The organism is Pseudoalteromonas sp. NJ631 (assembly GCF_000276645.1).
Classification (GTDB): Bacteria; Pseudomonadota; Gammaproteobacteria; order Enterobacterales; family Alteromonadaceae; genus Pseudoalteromonas; species Pseudoalteromonas piscicida.
Genome location: NZ_AKXJ01000001.1, coordinates 18801 through 33775, shown reverse-complemented (window position 1 = coordinate 33775; position 14975 = coordinate 18801). Strand labels below are relative to the sequence as shown.

14 protein-coding genes are annotated in these 14975 nt (G+C 43.0%); 7 read left to right on the top strand and 7 right to left on the bottom strand.

Translation table 11 applies throughout. The features are described from left to right. Positions 1-84: 84 nt before the first annotated feature. Together A587_RS0100155 and A587_RS0100150 are read right to left on the bottom strand one after the other, a co-directional pair. The gene (locus tag A587_RS0100155) at positions 85-372 is read right to left on the bottom strand and encodes a hypothetical protein (RefSeq protein ID WP_017215963.1); all 288 of its coding nucleotides are present in this window, start codon (positions 370-372) and stop codon (positions 85-87) included. 277 nt (positions 373-649) lie between these two features. After that, positions 650-2221: a cation:proton antiporter family protein gene (locus tag A587_RS0100150; protein WP_017215962.1), complete on the bottom strand. Its 1572-nt coding sequence runs from the start codon at positions 2219-2221 to the stop codon at positions 650-652. A 131-nt stretch (positions 2222-2352) separates the two neighbouring features. Here A587_RS0100150 and A587_RS0100145 point away from each other — a divergent pair, with 131 nt between their 5' ends. Both A587_RS0100145 and A587_RS0100140 read left to right on the top strand, forming a co-directional pair. Then, positions 2353-3096 (top strand): sporulation protein, encoded by a 744-nt coding sequence (locus A587_RS0100145; protein WP_010373841.1) that lies wholly within the window; start codon positions 2353-2355, stop codon positions 3094-3096. Positions 3097-3203: 107 nt separating this feature from the next. Beyond that, the gene (locus tag A587_RS0100140) at positions 3204-3650 is read left to right on the top strand and encodes a GNAT family N-acetyltransferase (RefSeq protein WP_017215961.1); all 447 of its coding nucleotides are present in this window, start codon (positions 3204-3206) and stop codon (positions 3648-3650) included. Positions 3651-3685: 35 nt separating this feature from the next. Here A587_RS0100140 and A587_RS0100135 read toward each other — a convergent pair whose 3' ends face one another. The 4 genes from A587_RS0100135 to A587_RS0100120 all read right to left on the bottom strand — a co-directional run bounded on the left by A587_RS0100135 (position 3686) and on the right by A587_RS0100120 (position 8193). Continuing rightward, a complete protein-coding gene (locus tag A587_RS0100135; RefSeq protein WP_017215960.1) occupies positions 3686-5032 on the bottom strand; it encodes a sodium-dependent transporter in 1347 nt (448 codons plus the stop codon). Between the two features lie 222 nt (positions 5033-5254). Then, complete coding sequence (locus tag A587_RS0100130) at positions 5255-6541, bottom strand: sensor histidine kinase (protein WP_017215959.1); 1287 nt, start codon at positions 6539-6541, stop codon at positions 5255-5257. A gap of 21 nt (positions 6542-6562) precedes the next feature. Beyond that, positions 6563-7270, bottom strand: a complete 708-nt coding sequence (locus tag A587_RS0100125) for a response regulator (RefSeq protein ID WP_017215958.1) — start codon at positions 7268-7270, stop codon at positions 6563-6565. A 119-nt stretch (positions 7271-7389) separates the two neighbouring features. Continuing rightward, positions 7390-8193 (bottom strand): hypothetical protein, encoded by an 804-nt coding sequence (locus tag A587_RS0100120; RefSeq protein ID WP_010605083.1) that lies wholly within the window; start codon positions 8191-8193, stop codon positions 7390-7392. A gap of 98 nt (positions 8194-8291) precedes the next feature. On the opposite strand from A587_RS0100120, the gene A587_RS0100115 reads away from it, so the two are divergent. Beyond that, entirely contained in the window at positions 8292-9539 is a 1248-nt protein-coding gene (locus A587_RS0100115; RefSeq protein WP_017215957.1) for a serine hydrolase domain-containing protein, read from the top strand. On the opposite strand, the gene yhbY is transcribed toward A587_RS0100115, so the two are convergent. Beyond that, positions 9536-9832, bottom strand: a complete 297-nt coding sequence (gene yhbY, locus A587_RS0100110; protein ID WP_010373854.1) for a ribosome assembly RNA-binding protein YhbY — start codon at positions 9830-9832, stop codon at positions 9536-9538. The genes A587_RS0100115 and yhbY overlap by 4 nt on opposite strands. Positions 9833-9918: 86 nt before the next feature. On the opposite strand from yhbY, the gene rlmE reads away from it, so the two are divergent. The 4 genes from rlmE to glmM all read left to right on the top strand — a co-directional run bounded on the left by rlmE (position 9919) and on the right by glmM (position 14898). Further along, a complete protein-coding gene (rlmE, locus tag A587_RS0100105; RefSeq protein WP_017215956.1) occupies positions 9919-10548 on the top strand; it encodes a 23S rRNA (uridine(2552)-2'-O)-methyltransferase RlmE in 630 nt (209 codons plus the stop codon). A gap of 67 nt (positions 10549-10615) precedes the next feature. Beyond that, complete coding sequence (gene ftsH, locus A587_RS0100100) at positions 10616-12568, top strand: ATP-dependent zinc metalloprotease FtsH (RefSeq protein WP_010373856.1); 1953 nt, start codon at positions 10616-10618, stop codon at positions 12566-12568. Positions 12569-12715: 147 nt separating this feature from the next. Next, positions 12716-13561: a dihydropteroate synthase gene (gene folP, locus A587_RS0100095; protein ID WP_017215955.1), complete on the top strand. Its 846-nt coding sequence runs from the start codon at positions 12716-12718 to the stop codon at positions 13559-13561. Beyond that, positions 13558-14898 (top strand): phosphoglucosamine mutase, encoded by a 1341-nt coding sequence (gene glmM, locus A587_RS0100090; RefSeq protein WP_010373858.1) that lies wholly within the window; start codon positions 13558-13560, stop codon positions 14896-14898. Before folP ends, glmM begins: the two co-directional genes overlap by 4 nt. Positions 14899-14975 lie beyond the last annotated feature (77 nt).

Genomic DNA, 14975 nt, shown 5'->3' with positions numbered 1-14975 from the left:
AAAAGGCTTATCGTTGGAAGAGGAAAATAGGCTGACGACGGGCATTGTCAGCCTATGTGGGAGAGTAGGCTCCCTAAATCTTTACTAGTGTAGTTGCGATGAAGGCTTGCTGCGGAAAAAGCCTAGCTTATTTAACTTCTCAATTAGTTTTGGATCGTCTAAACGGCTCGGAGTTTCTTCATCTCTTAAATAATGATCGTTTGGTACCGCATGCATATCGAGCATTTTATGAAAGAGGATATTGCGAATTGCCAGCGCTGTCATACCGCTGTCCTGAATTGCGTCTAGTCTTTCTTGGAGGTCTGAAAAAGGCGCAGCCTTGACGTCGTCCACTACTGCAGAAAATTGACCATTAGATTTATTCTTAATCATAAAACCCCCAAAGGTATAGCTTGTTCACAATCCAGTGACACGATGTTCAAAGGGCATTTGGTATCAATTTATGTTCATAAAATAGATACTTACGCCATGTCCGATGTGATCAGTTTACTCTGAAGTGGGGGCAAATTACCATCTTGGATGTAAAGCTTTGTAAATCGAATAATGAGAGGAATGAAACAATAAAAATAGACGTCTAGACGTAACACAATGATCTGAATATGAAAATAGTTCTCAGTACCAATTATGATACTGAGAACCAATATCTAATTTAAGTAAATAATTTCTCTTTTACGTGTTCTGCAAAACCACTACCTGCTTCAAGGTAGAAGTTATAGGTAGAATTCACGCCCATTTCTTCTAATTCCTTCTGTTGATCAGGGTAGTTCGCAATGGCGGTAACTTGGCCGTTATAACCCGATGCTTTGAGCTGCTCTAGTGCGTAAATGTTCTGCATATGCTTTGGCATTGCGAGCATTACCATTTCTACTTCAGAATGATTTACACGTTGCCAAAAGTCAGGATCGGTTGCGTCGGCGGTCAATACTCTGCGGCCTCTGGAAACATGTTTTTCAACCACCTCAGGTTTAATATCTACACCTGCAACGGTATCAGGGAAACTGGCTTGTATTGTTTCATAAGCACCAGTTCCAATTCTTCCCATGCCAAATATTACGATTTTTGTATCGGTCAGGTTTACGGGTAGTTCTTCTTCTAAGCGGTCTTGGCTCTCAAACTTTAATAACCAAGGCTCTAATTTAACGTAGATTTCGTTCGAGCGTTTGTTTAGCGGAGACGCAATCACAAAAGTAATAGAAACAGCAATAGCCACGACCGCTAACCAGTCAGGAGCAACCGCACCAGAAGCAGATGCAACGGCACAGACAATAAGACCAAACTCGCTATAGTTAGTGAGTGTAAAAGCGCTCAATAGCGATGTACGAGCACGCAATTTGAACATATTGGTGAAGAGATAATAAAGAGAGACTTTAATCGGTAAAACAATTACCAGTAGAATCGCTATTAAAAGCGCGTCCAGTGTAATCGTGGCATTCAAACCAATATTCAAGAAAAACCCAACAAGCAAGATGTCTTTCACATTCAGTAGTGATTTTGACAACTCACCAGCTTTTTTATGTGGGGCGAAAATCATACCCATGATCAGCGCACCGAGATCTCCTTTGAGACCCGCAAATTCAAAGGCATGATAACCTGCGACCAAGGCAAAAAAGAAGCCAAAAAGAGGGAGTAACTCGCCATGCTTTGAGCGGCTTAATACCCAAAACATAACTGGACGTACAAGCGGTAGCACCACAAGCAGTGCCAGTGCCCAAATATTGGGTACTTTGCCTGTACTGACGGCGAGAAAGATAACCGCAAAGATATCTTGCATAACCAAAATACCGATTGAGATTTTACCGTGAAGACTTGCCATTTCACCGCGTTCTTCCAGCACTTTTACCGCAAAAACGGTACTGGAAAAGCTAAATGCAAAACCAACCAGTAAAGCGCTTTGCCAGTCTAGGTCGGTAAATAAAGGTAGGCTCATCGTCCCTAGCATCAACAACAGGCTAGCGAAAAACGCCGTACTGGTAATGATGTGCATACTCGCAGGTGCCCAAACCTGAGGCTTTATCAAGTTACCAACTCGTAATTTTAAGCCGATGCTGAAAAGCAGCAGCGTTACACCAAGATCTGCCAGCTGGGTAAGTAAGTCCGTGGTTTTATGGCCAAGTAGGTTTAAGACAAAGCCTGCCATCAAAAAACCAATCAAAGGAGGAAGCTTTAATTGATAAACAGAAAATCCGCATGCAAATGCGACAGCAAAATAGAGCAGTTCCATAACTTTAAATTTTTATCCAAGATATGAGCAGTGTACCAAAACCTCCTGATATATAAATTATAAATTTTCGCTGACAAGTTGGAAAAAATATGGTTATGATGCAGGTAAGGACATACCGGACAGGAGACGTAATGTTTAAGAAGATCCTAGCATCTGTCGGTATCGGTGCGGCAAAAGTAGACACTGTATTGGAAACAGAGCATTTGCACCCGGGACAGAAATTTCAAGCGCAAATTGTAATAAAAGGCGGTGATGTTAGCCAAGAAGTAACAGGTTTAGAGCTTGCGCTAATGACAAGAGTTAAGGTTGAAGGGGAAGACGGAGAATATTTTAGTAATCATGTTATTGACCGTTGGCGTGTAGGTAATAATTTCACGATAGGCCCAGGCGAAGAAAAAGTTATTCCTTTTGAAGCTCGACTTCATTCAGAAACACCAATCACAGAAATCAATGCGGGCTTCAACCGTTGTCATGTTTGGATTGAAACTGGTTTAGACATTGATTTAGCAATCGATCCGTCAGACAAAGATGCTTTACACATTTATCCAAATGAAGCGGTGAAAGCATGTATGACAGCGATGGAGCGTTTAGGCTTTCATTTAGTGAAAGCGGATGTAGAAAAGGGCTATTTACGAGCGTCTGAGTTTCAGTCTGTTTCTGGTTGCTACCAAGAACTAGAATACCGACCAAACTCACGTGCATTATTTGGACTACAAGAAGTTGAACTTTCGTTTGTACCTGAAGCGCATCGAACTCATGTACTTATAGAGTTGGACAGAGCGTTTCGAGGGGATGGTTACGTCGATCTAACAATTGAGCACGATCACGTCAATATATCTCAATTGTGCGATCAGTTGGAGCGGCTGTTCTCATAAGCACTTAATTTACTCTCAAACGCCCAGCTTTGTCTGGGCGTTTTTGTTTCAAGCATAAAGGATACCAATTAGTCTTAATAAAGCTATTTGGTATGACAGAGAAGAAAATGAATTGGAAAATTAAAAGTTATGATGCGCTCACTAAAGATGAGCTTTTTGAGATTTTAAAGCTAAGGGTAGAGGTATTCGTTGTGGAACAAGTATGTCCCTATCCTGAAATTGATGATACCGACAGGGCGCCTGAAACTCGACACCTGTTTTTAGTTAAAGATGAACAAATTATAGCGTATGCACGTTGTTATAGAAAATCCGCAACTACTGCATCCATTGGCCGTGTTATCGTTTCGTCAATGCTGCGAGGGCAGGGCGTTGCACATAACCTTATGCATCGCGCGATTGCTTGTTGTGAAACGGATATTACTCATGAGGCTTTAGTCATTTCTGCGCAGTGTTATTTAGACAAGTTTTATACGGGGCTCGGCTTTGTGAAACAAGGTGAAGATTATTTAGAAGATGGGATCCCGCATCAGGATATGTTATTTGTGAAAAAGTAAAAGAGGCTATGCGTAGCCTCTTTTTATGAGCGAAATTATAGTGAATTTAAAAATACCGCAGCAATGGCAATTGGACAAACAAAGCGGATGTACCAAGGCCATACTTTCCAGAAGAAACTACTACTAACTTCCGGGCATCCTGATTCAATTTCTTTAAGCAATTTTGCTCTGTGCCAAATCCAACCGACAAATACACAGCACAGCATGCCAAGTAGTGGCTGACCAAACTTCGTTGTTAGGCTAACAGTAAAGCCGAACAGGGTTTCGATGTTTACCAAAATGGTGAAGCTCACTGCTGTTACCAAAGTACCGATGACCCAGGTGGCCTGTACTCTGCCCAGTGCAAAACGTTCAACAGCATAGGAGACGGGCGCTTCTAGCATCGAAATAGACGAGGTGAGTGCGGCAATACTCATCAGAGCAAAGAAAGCAAAGCTTACCAAAAGGCCAATACTCCCCATACTATCAAACAATGCTGGTAATACTTGAAACACTAAGGTGTCTTCATTAAGCAGTGAGCCGTCAGCTGCAAAAATCTCTACGCCTTGCGCTTGCGCGACATACATGGCGGGAATGATAAGTAAGCCGGCAACGAATGCGATAAAGACGTCGATTAAGGTAACCATTGCACCAAGTGAAACTAGATTCTCTTTTTTACTAATGTATGAGCCGTAAATGATCATCACGCTGGTACCAAGCGAAAGCGAGAAAAATGCTTGTCCTAGGGCATCAACGAGTAACTGCGGATTGAGCACCGAAGAAAAGTCAGGAACAAGATACACCTTAAGACCTTCAACGGCACCTTCTTGGGTTAATACATACGCAATTAACGAGAATAAAATACCGATAAGTGCGGGCATCAAACGCTTTGACCACTTTTCAATGCCGTTTTCTACGCCTTTACTAATTATAAGCACGGTGAGTGCAATAAAGGCGGCTGTAAAGACGATGTTGCGCGACATAGACGAATCAGCAAGCCAAGATTGCGCTTGAGTCATTGATGCAACTTCCGCGATGGGTTCAAGTGTTGCGCTAAACATCCACCCAGCCACGATTGCATAAAAACTTAAAATAAGACCTGCACAAATTATGCCGCCAAATCCGACAGCAAAAGCTAGCTTACTTTGCCATGCTGTATTTGTTAGTTTGCGCAGTGAAGATACGGCATTTGCTTGGCCGTGACGACCAATGACGAGTTCTGCCATTAGTGCTGGATAGGCAAGACAAAAAGCCAAAACCAGATAAACTAAAACAAACGCAGCACCACCATTGGATGCCGTTTGTGTTGGAAACCCCCAAATGTTTCCCAAACCTACCGCCGACCCTGCGGCGGCCATAATAAAACCAAAGCGAGAGCTGAACTCTCCTCGGACATTGCTCATAATTATTATACTTCTCTAAAAATTTCTAACGGCGCTGACAATCTACTGTAATTAAAAAGAAATAAAAAGAGTAAATTACCTTGATTTAGCGCAAGTTTTAGCCTGATATTTAGCCGTAATTAAGTTGTTGCACTCAAAAAGCAAAGCTTAGCTTATAAGCTAATGTTTTCACGATTATTTCTATATGAGATAAGTCGACGTGTAGCGACTTATTTACAATAATTATTTTTCTTTACAGGGTAGCGAAAGCACAAATTTTGCGCCACCTAATCGTTCTGACTGGCTAACGGTGGCTGTACCATGATGCCAATCCATGACTTTTGCAACGATTGCAAGGCCTAAGCCATAGCTTTTACCTGCACGGTTGCGGTGAGTTTGTTCTTGAAAGAAAGGACTAAAGACTTTATCCCAATTTTGTCTCGCGATCCCTGGGCCATCGTCTTCAACGGTAATAATGAGCCAATGCTCGGTGCGGTGTGCACTTAATAGCACACTGGCAGTGGCAAAATCACAGGCATTGCTGATCAAATTACTTATCGCTCTTGCAAGCCAATGTAAGTCACCATGGATCATTAAGTGTTCAGGAATTTCTACGCGGCCAGACAGCTGGTTCTTTTGCAGCTTTGGTTGCATTTGCTGCATCAGGTCTTGACCATAGCGAGATAGGGTTGTTACTTCGTGCTTGAGTAAATGAGACTTTTGTTCAAGCGTCGCAAAAGATAGATAGCTTGAGAGCATATCTTCCATTTGATCTAGATCTTTTTCCATGCGCGCTAAATAATCGCGAATGGCATCGATGTCACTTTCATCTAAAGCTGCATCTAGGCCAAATCTTAAGCACGCAACAGGTGTCCGAATGTCATGAGAAAGACTGGAGGCCATTAGCTTATTCTCAGCCATCAACTTCTCTATTTGGCTTGCCATTCGATTAAAGGTATTTTCTAAGTCACGGATATAAGTGAAATGATTGGGGGCGATGCGCGCGCTTAGATTACCACTGGCAAAGTGCTTTGCTGCAGTATTGAGAACGATCAAGCGTTTAACTAACGGAGAGAGAATAAACCATAATATTGCGCAAATACCACCGTAGAAAAATAATGTCAGCAATACGTCGTAATCTGCCTGTTCAACCTGAGGCTCCCATTCAAGTTCAACGTAATCAGGCGCCATTTCAGGGGTTGTTTTTAGCAGATATACATTCTCGTTTTCTATCACTAACCCATCAGGTAGTAACATCTGTTGTTTTAATTCGAGCGGCATGGCTAAAGTATCGCCATCTTTATAACGAATGTTGATATCGAATTGTTGAGCAATTAAAGCCGTTGCATTTTCGCGCTCTTCCTGCTCAATATTTGCAACTTGTTTCGCAAGGCCTGTAATTAGTTTGCTCTGCCACTCAAAACTATCTTCTAAAGGAGCGGTTTGCTGATTATAGGTGTCGATCACCCAACCCAGTGCAAAGATCGAAATCAATGCACCAGCGAGTAAGTAGATGTAGAGTTTCTTCACGATATTAGCTTGCGACCTTCATTACCAAGCTGATGGTACGAGTAGATATCCTTTACCCCACACCGTTTTAATTTTTTCTGGGTTTTGAGGATCATCATTAAACTTTTTACGCAAGGCAGAAATGAGCACATCAACGCTTCTGTCGAGGCCGTCATACTCTCTTCCTTTTGTCGCTTTAAATACCGCATCGCGAGAGACAACTTCACCAGCGTGACTGGCTAAAAATTGTAGTAGTAGATATTCAGCACTAGAAACGATGACTTCTTGGCCAGTAACACTGACTTTGCGAGCTTGAGTGTCGATACATAACTGTCCAACTACGAGTTCGTGATTGGCTGCGTGACGATCTTGGGGTTTTTCTTGTGCAGCGCGCACATTTGCTTTGATCCGAGCGAGTAAGGCACGAGGACGAACGGGCTTGATAACGTAATCGCTAGCACCAACTTCCAAACCGATGACTTCATCCATTTCTTCATCTTTGGCAGTGAGCATAATAACAGGCTTGTTATAAAACTGACGTAAGTCGCGGCATACGCTGATACCGTCCTTACCTGGAAGCATAAGATCAAGTAAAACAAGGTCGGGGTCTAGTGACTTAACACGTTCAATAACTTCATCACCGCGATAGCAGCAATGTGTTTTATAGCCTTGGTTATCAAGATATTCAGCGACCCATTGCGCCAATGAAGTATCATCTTCAACCAATAAGATTGTGCCGTATTGCTCCATGTCTTTACTCCGAACTTTTTATTTTTCTGCGTCGAGTATAATCCTAAAAGCGTTATTGTCTGTAAATAAGTGTAGCGCCAGCTTGCAGTTAACCTTTGTCAAACTGGCGAGTACTTATGCTACTTAACGTTTAGCTTTTCAATTAAACTCTCGGCCAAGTGTTTTTGCATATCCGCTGTTAACGCTGACACTTCCGTTTGGGTACATGCACCAGCGGTTTTCTCAAGCGGTGAAACCGTTTTAGTTACCTTGTAAGGAGGAATATCAACAGGCTTCTCGCCACGTTGACGGCGTGCCTCGTCGGTATTTTGGGCGACGATAAACGACAGTACATCGTGTTCGTTTTCTATTTTTTCCACTTCAGTAAAGGTGAATTGTAAAGGGATACCTTGGAAGCCCGCGCTATCTACTGAAGATTTAGCAAACCAGACAACATCGGATGATGCTTGGTGTGCCAAACGCATACTTACAGAAGCCACAATATTAGTACATTGAAATGCTGGCGAATTTTGAGCTAGTTCAGCAATATGTGGATGTGGATTTCTTGGCCTATCCAGTGCGTACGTTTTATTAGCTGCAAATTCCAAATCAAGTTGATGAATTGTTAGCGTGTAGTTTGCGTTTTTAGCTGCAACAACTTTCAGGCCTTTTTTCTCAAGTAAAGCAACAATCTGCTTTCTCAGTGTATCAGTCAAACTGACCTTATCGGCATTGATGTAGACTGTGTCACCTTGAGCAAGTGGGTGAGCGGGCAATTGCACTGATTTAATTCGTGCGGAATTAAGTTCGGTACTATAGCTGATTTGATAAACAGACTTTTTTAGTAGTGGCTTCTTAGGTACATCTAACTTTGGCGCTAATGGCGCTGTGGTGACACATCCAAAAAGTAGACTTGTACATAGAGCTGCTAGCACTAAACGCATTAAAATACCTCAATTAAACAGTTATTTTCTTATATTTAGTGAGTTCCGCCAATTCATCATGTTAGTATGGCGGGCGAGTGTTAATGAAATGAGTCATTATGAAGTCGCTAATTCTCACATTAGTTTGTTTTTTTTGCATCAGTTATCCAAAAATAACGATTGCAAAAACCCCAAACCAGCAATGGTCACAATTTTTAAAGAGCTATTCTAAGCAAGTCGAGCGCAAACTAAAAGAAAAATCGGTGCCCGGTGCTGCTTTATCCGTCGTGCATGTCGAGCACGGCAGCTACGCAGAAGGTTTTGGCAAGACAAAAAGTCGACAAGGAAGTGTGGTCAACGAACAAACTCGCTTTCGCTTGGCATCGGTTTCAAAAACGTTTGCAGGAAGCCTAACGGCTAAATTGGCGAGCGAAGGGTATTTTAATATTGACGATAGAGTGGGTAGCTACTTGCCGCAAGTCGCCAAAGGTGATTATAGCCAACTTAAGCTCTATCATTTGTTAAGTCACTCGAGTGGCTTAGTGCCTAATGCCTACGATAATTTAATCGAGTCTCGCATGGACTACCCACAAATTGTTGAGCGCTTACTGCAAGTCAAAGCGTTATGTCAGCCTGGTGAGTGTTATGGTTATCAAAATGTCATGTTTAGCTTGATTGGAGATGTTATCGAGCAGGCGACGAATATCAGTTACAAAACTTGGATGGAAGAGTTTGTTTTCGCGCCACTTAATATGCATGACGCCGGTCTAGGCTACGAGCAAATGACAAAAAATGATAATTTTGCGTGGCCGCATGTCAGAGGGCGAAAGCGTTGGCATACCGCTAAATTAAAGCCGCATTATTATAAAGTACTCCCCGCAGCTGGTGTAAACGCCAGTGCTGCTGATATGGCGCAGTGGTTAAAAGCACAATTAGGTATGTATCCAAGTGTTTTATCACCAGATGCTCTGAGTAAGCAATCAGTGCCGTATACGTTGACGAAACGTGAGCTGCGCAGGCGCGTTTGGCGTGGCCACGTAGAAGAAGCTTACTATGGACTTGGATGGCGAATTTATCGCTATGATGGCAAACTGCTCTATTACCATAGCGGCTGGGTGCAAGGTTATCGTACCGATGTGGTGATTATTCCAGAGCTTGGAATTGGGTTTAGTCTACTGTTAAATGCAGAGAGTGGCATTATTAATCAGCTTACGAACGACTTTATTGTTGACGCATTGGCGCTTGAGAAGAAATTACTGCCTCAGGTGAGTGAGCAGGAAATTAAGAAAGTAAAAGCAGAAGAAGCGAGTTTATTACAAGAGATTGCGACGTCTTCAGGTGAAAACGTCGCAGACAACAAAGATTAGTTACGAGGTAACTGGATCTTTTTGTCTTCGCTTTGGCGGTACAACACAATGATATGGCCAATGGTTTGTACTTTATGTGCATTTGTTTCACGAACAATTGCTTCAAAAATCAGTTTCTTAGTTTCACGATCATTGGTTGGTACTTTTACCTTGATAAGTTCGTGAATGTTCAGGTTTTGCTCAATTTCAGCCATGACGCCTTCGGTTAGGCCGTTTGCGCCTAGAAGAACAACTGGGTTTAAAGAATGAGCTAGCCCTTTTAGGAACTGCTTTTGTTTATTTGATAAGGTCATATTGATACAATCTTATTTATTAAAAGGCTTGAATTATCGATATTCTAACGCCATCTAGACAATATTACTAATGAGTTGTAGTTAATATGGCAAATAAAAAACATTCCGCCAGTTCGAAACGTTGGTTAAAAGAACACGTAGAAGACCCGTATGTGCATGAAGCCCAAAAACGTGGCTATCGTTCACGAGCGGTTTTTAAGCTGGAAGAAGTCCAGCAAAAGGATAAATTGATCCGTAAAGGAATGACGGTAGTTGATTTAGGGGCGGCTCCAGGGAGCTGGTCGCAGTATCTCGCAGAGCAGGTAGATATTGACGGACAAGTTATTGCTTGTGATATCTTACCGATGGACTCATTAGCGGGTGTCGATTTCCTTCAGGGGGACTTCAGAGAAGAAGCGGTATTAAATGCGTTACTGGATAGAATAAACGGTAAGAATGTTGATGTGGTTTTTTCTGATATGGCACCAAATATGAGCGGAAATATGTCAACCGATCAATCTGGCAGTATGTATCTGGTCGAGCTAGCATTAGATATGTGCCATCAAGTGCTAAAACCAAACGGTGCATTTGCGGTTAAAGTTTTCCAAGGAGAAGGCTTTGATCAATTTGTACAAGAGGTACGTAATTGTTTTAAGGTCGTAAAGATCCGTAAACCAAAAGCGTCTCGTCCTCGTTCACGCGAAGTATATGTAGTGGCGACGGGCTACAAACTGTAGTACAGTTGGAAAGCATCAAGTTGAATTTGAATTTTTTTGGATACAAGAGGTTAACTCCTTGAGCGATATGGCTAAAAATCTAATACTCTGGTTAGTGATTGCAGTAGTGCTAATGACTGTGTTCCAGAGCTTTAACGGTGGCGAACAATATGATCGCCAAACGAGTTACACACAATTTGTAAAGGATGTGCGCAATGGCTCTGTAAGAGAAGTCAGTATTGATCGTCAAACCGGCGTGATTAGTGGCGTTCGTTCAAGTGGAGATCGTTTTCAAACAGTAATTCCATTAACTGATTTGGATTTGGTTAATGACTTACTTAAGAACGACGTAAATATCAAAGGTGTTGCACCGGAAGAGCAATCTTTCCTTGCGAATATCTTTATTTCTTGGTTCCCAATGCTACTGCTTATCGGGGTATGGATTTTCTTCATGCGCCAAATGCAAGGCGGTGGCGGCAAAGGCGCAATGTCGTTTGGTAAAAGTAAAGCTCGATTAATGAGCGAAGACCAAGTTAAGACAACATTTGCGGACGTTGCTGGTTGTGACGAAGCGAAAGAAGATGTTACTGAGCTAGTAGATTTCTTGCGTGACCCGTCAAAGTTCCAAAAGTTGGGCGGTAGCATTCCGAAAGGCGTGTTGATGGTTGGTCCTCCAGGTACGGGTAAAACCCTACTTGCTAAAGCCGTTGCTGGCGAAGCAAAAGTACCATTCTTTACCATTTCCGGTTCTGACTTCGTAGAAATGTTTGTTGGTGTTGGTGCATCTCGTGTTCGTGACATGTTTGAACAGGCAAAGAAAGCTGCGCCTTGTATTATCTTTATCGATGAAATCGATGCGGTAGGCCGTAAACGTGGCGCTGGTATGGGCGGTGGTCACGACGAGCGAGAGCAAACACTTAACCAAATGCTTGTAGAAATGGATGGCTTTGAGGGTAACGAAGGTATTATCGTTATTGCTGCTACTAACCGTCCTGATGTACTAGACCCTGCATTATTACGTCCTGGTCGTTTCGATCGCCAAGTTGTGGTTGGTCTTCCGGATATTCGTGGCCGTGAACAAATCTTAAACGTTCACATGCGTAAAGTGCCTTTAGACGATAATGTTGAAGCGTCTGTGATTGCACGTGGTACGCCGGGCTTTTCTGGTGCTGATTTAGCTAACCTTGTGAATGAAGCTGCACTGTTTGCCGCTCGTGGCAACAAGCGTAAGGTAAGTATGGCGGAATTTGACGCCGCAAAAGATAAAATCATGATGGGTGCTGAGCGTAAGTCCATGGTGATGAGCGAGCAAGAGAAGGAAATGACGGCTTATCACGAAGCCGGCCACGCGATTGTTGGTCGTTTAGTGCCTGAGCATGATCCAGTATATAAAGTGTCTATTATTCCACGTGGTCGCGCATTAGGTGTAACAATGTACTTACCGGAACAAGACCGTGTAAGTCACTCTAAGCAACACTTAGAATCTATGCTTTCGAGTTTATACGGTGGTCGTATCGCTGAAGCGCTGATTTACGGCGATGACAAAGTAACGACAGGCGCGAGCAACGATATTGAACGCGCAACCGATATTGCTAAGAAAATGGTTACTCAGTGGGGCTTAAGTCCGAAACTTGGTCCACAGATGTATTTAGAAGAGCAAGGCGAGATGTACATGGGTGGTGGTTCTCACCGCATGTCAGGTATGTCAGATGAAACCGCTAAGCTTATTGATGCTGAAATTAAAGATTTCATCGATCGCAACTACAAACGGGCGGAGCAAATCCTAAAAGATAATATGGATATTCTTCACACGATGAAAGATGCGTTGATGAAATACGAAACGATTGATGCATTGCAGATTGATGATCTAATGGAGCGTCGTGATGTTCGTCCACCAAGGGATGCACATGACATTAAGCCAGAGAAAAAAGCAGAATCTGCGAAAGTAACAGAAATAAAACCTGAGCCTAAAGCTGAAAAGCCAGCAGAAGAGCAGTCAAACGACACATCATCAAACTCAGAGCTTGATGACAAATCGTAAGATTAGGTAGAATACGACAGCCCCGAGCAATCGGGGCTTTTTTGTATCAGTTGATATAAGTTTTATGACATTCGATGCGAGAACTTAAATCAACTGCTATAAGCCTTTCGTTATCACCAAACTTAGACTACAGAAAATAGGTATAGAATGTACGAGTTACGTTTACCCAAAGGGCGCACCCTTAGTTTAGATAAGCCTCAGGTAATGGGGATTTTAAATGTTACTCCCGACTCATTTTCTGATGGTGGACATTTTACTCACCTTGATAGTGCGATCGAGCGAGCAAATTTAATGCTTTCACAAGGCGCTACCATCTTAGACATAGGTGGAGAGTCCACTCGTCCCGGCGCGCCAGACGTAGAATTAGAAGAAGAATTACAGCGCGTAATACCGATTATTAAAGCAATTCGCACACACTCTAACTGTGTGATTTCGGTAGATACCAGTAAAGCTGAGGTGATGAAACAAGCAATAGAGGCTGGCGCTGATATCATTAATGATGTTCGAGCGTTGCAAGAGCCAGGCGCGCTTGAAGTCGCAGCTCAATACAGTGATGTACCAATTTGTTTAATGCATATGCAAGGTCAACCTCGCTCAATGCAAAATAACCCTCACTATGATGACTTATTTTCAGACATCAGTCAGTTTTTCGAAGCTAGGATCAGTGCGTGCAAGCAAGCTGGGATTGATACCAACCGGCTGATTTTAGATCCTGGTTTTGGCTTCGGTAAATCTCTAGAGCACAACTTTCAGATATTAGGTGGATTGGACAAGTTTCATGCTTTCGATTTGCCTATTCTGACAGGCCTCTCTAGAAAATCCATGTTTGGACAACTACTCACTCGGGAAACGCATGAGCGCGTAGCTGCGAGTCTAGCTGGTGCATTGATATGTGCGCAGAAAGGCGCGCACATAGTTCGTGTTCATGACGTAAAAGAAACAAGCGACGCGCTTAATGTATGGCTAGCGTCGGTCAATGGAGTTACTCAATGACAACAAGAAAGTACTTCGGTACGGATGGTGTAAGGGGCATGGTGGGCGAGTTCCCAATTACGCCTGAATTTGCAATGAAACTAGGCTGGGCGGCTGGAAAAGTTCTGTCTGAGCGTGGTACCAAAAAGGTAATTATTGGCAAAGATACCCGCATTTCTGGCTACCTTCTTGAAACCGCGTTAGAGGCTGGGTTAATTGCCGCTGGGATCAATGTGATTTTATTGGGACCTATGCCGACACCTGCTGTTGCTTATTTGACGCAAACGTTCAGAGCTGAGGCTGGTATTGTGATCAGTGCATCTCATAATCCATACCATGATAATGGCATCAAGTTTTTTGGTGGCGATGGTAAAAAACTCCCTGACGAGGTGGAACTTGCAATAGAAGCAAAGTTGGATGAACCGATGACGTGTGTAGCGTCTGAAAAGCTCGGTAAAGCTAAGCGTCTAGAGAGTGCGGATGGCCGCTATATCGAATTTTGTAAAGGCCAATTTCCTAAAGAGCTATCGCTTGAAGGGTTGAAAGTGGTGCTGGACTGCGCAAATGGCGCGACTTATCATATTGCGCCAAGTGTCATGCGTGAACTTGGTGCAGACGTGATCACAACCGCGTGTGAACCTAATGGTGTCAACATCAACGAAAAATGCGGTGCAACGCATGTCGAAGCATTGAAAAAAGCCGTACTTGAACATCAAGCGGATGTTGGTATTGCTTATGATGGTGATGGTGACCGAGTCATGATGGTCGATCACGACGGTCATGTATTTGATGGTGATGACATCGTCTATATTATCGCTTGCCAAGCTCATGCCGATGGCACATTAGGTGGCGGTGTTGTAGGTACGGTAATGTCTAACATGGGGCTCGAAAACGCCCTTAAATCACGCGGAATTGCTTTTGAGCGTAGTAAGGTCGGTGACCGCTATGTAATGGAGCTTCTAGGTGAGAAAGGCTGGAAAATTGGCGGCGAAAGTTCAGGTCACGTTTTAAATCTGGATCTGATCAGCACCGGAGATGGCATTGTCTCTAGCTTACAAGTGCTTGCAGCCATGGTTGCGCAGAATAAAACATTAAAAGATTTGGGTGAAGGTTTTAGCAAATACCCAATGAAGATGATTAACGTGCGCTATAGCACTAAAGATGATCCAACCGAGCAAGACGCTGTTAAAGCAGTCGTCGCTGAAGTTGAAACTCAGCTTGCCGGAAAGGGCAGAGTGCTATTGCGTAAATCTGGTACAGAGCCAGTGGTTCGCGTCATGGTTGAAGCTCAGCAACAGAAGCAAGTTATCGATTTTGCCCAAAAAATCGCTGAAGTTGTTGAATCTGTGAGCAATTAAACCAAAAGTTAAATTTATTTCTTGTAACTTCGGGTGAGTAGAGTTAGTATCTCACCCGCTTTCTACTGCGGAGTATC

What these genes read in the sequence shown, in the direction of transcription:
- A587_RS0100155 (WP_017215963.1), bottom strand. Translation starts at nt 372, where the DNA reads ATGATTAAGAATAAATCTAATGGTCAATTTTCTGCAGTAGTGGACGAC.
- A587_RS0100150 (WP_017215962.1), bottom strand. Translation starts at nt 2,221, where the DNA reads ATGGAACTGCTCTATTTTGCTGTCGCATTTGCATGCGGATTTTCTGTT.
- A587_RS0100145 (WP_010373841.1), top strand. Translation starts at nt 2,353, where the DNA reads ATGTTTAAGAAGATCCTAGCATCTGTCGGTATCGGTGCGGCAAAAGTA.
- A587_RS0100140 (WP_017215961.1), top strand. Translation starts at nt 3,204, where the DNA reads ATGAATTGGAAAATTAAAAGTTATGATGCGCTCACTAAAGATGAGCTT.
- A587_RS0100135 (WP_017215960.1), bottom strand. Translation starts at nt 5,032, where the DNA reads ATGAGCAATGTCCGAGGAGAGTTCAGCTCTCGCTTTGGTTTTATTATG.
- A587_RS0100125 (WP_017215958.1), bottom strand. Translation starts at nt 7,270, where the DNA reads ATGGAGCAATACGGCACAATCTTATTGGTTGAAGATGATACTTCATTG.
- A587_RS0100120 (WP_010605083.1), bottom strand. Translation starts at nt 8,193, where the DNA reads ATGCGTTTAGTGCTAGCAGCTCTATGTACAAGTCTACTTTTTGGATGT.
- A587_RS0100115 (WP_017215957.1), top strand. Translation starts at nt 8,292, where the DNA reads ATGAAGTCGCTAATTCTCACATTAGTTTGTTTTTTTTGCATCAGTTAT.
- yhbY (WP_010373854.1), bottom strand. Translation starts at nt 9,832, where the DNA reads ATGACCTTATCAAATAAACAAAAGCAGTTCCTAAAAGGGCTAGCTCAT.
- rlmE (WP_017215956.1), top strand. Translation starts at nt 9,919, where the DNA reads ATGGCAAATAAAAAACATTCCGCCAGTTCGAAACGTTGGTTAAAAGAA.
- ftsH (WP_010373856.1), top strand. Translation starts at nt 10,616, where the DNA reads ATGGCTAAAAATCTAATACTCTGGTTAGTGATTGCAGTAGTGCTAATG.
- folP (WP_017215955.1), top strand. Translation starts at nt 12,716, where the DNA reads ATGTACGAGTTACGTTTACCCAAAGGGCGCACCCTTAGTTTAGATAAG.
- glmM (WP_010373858.1), top strand. Translation starts at nt 13,558, where the DNA reads ATGACAACAAGAAAGTACTTCGGTACGGATGGTGTAAGGGGCATGGTG.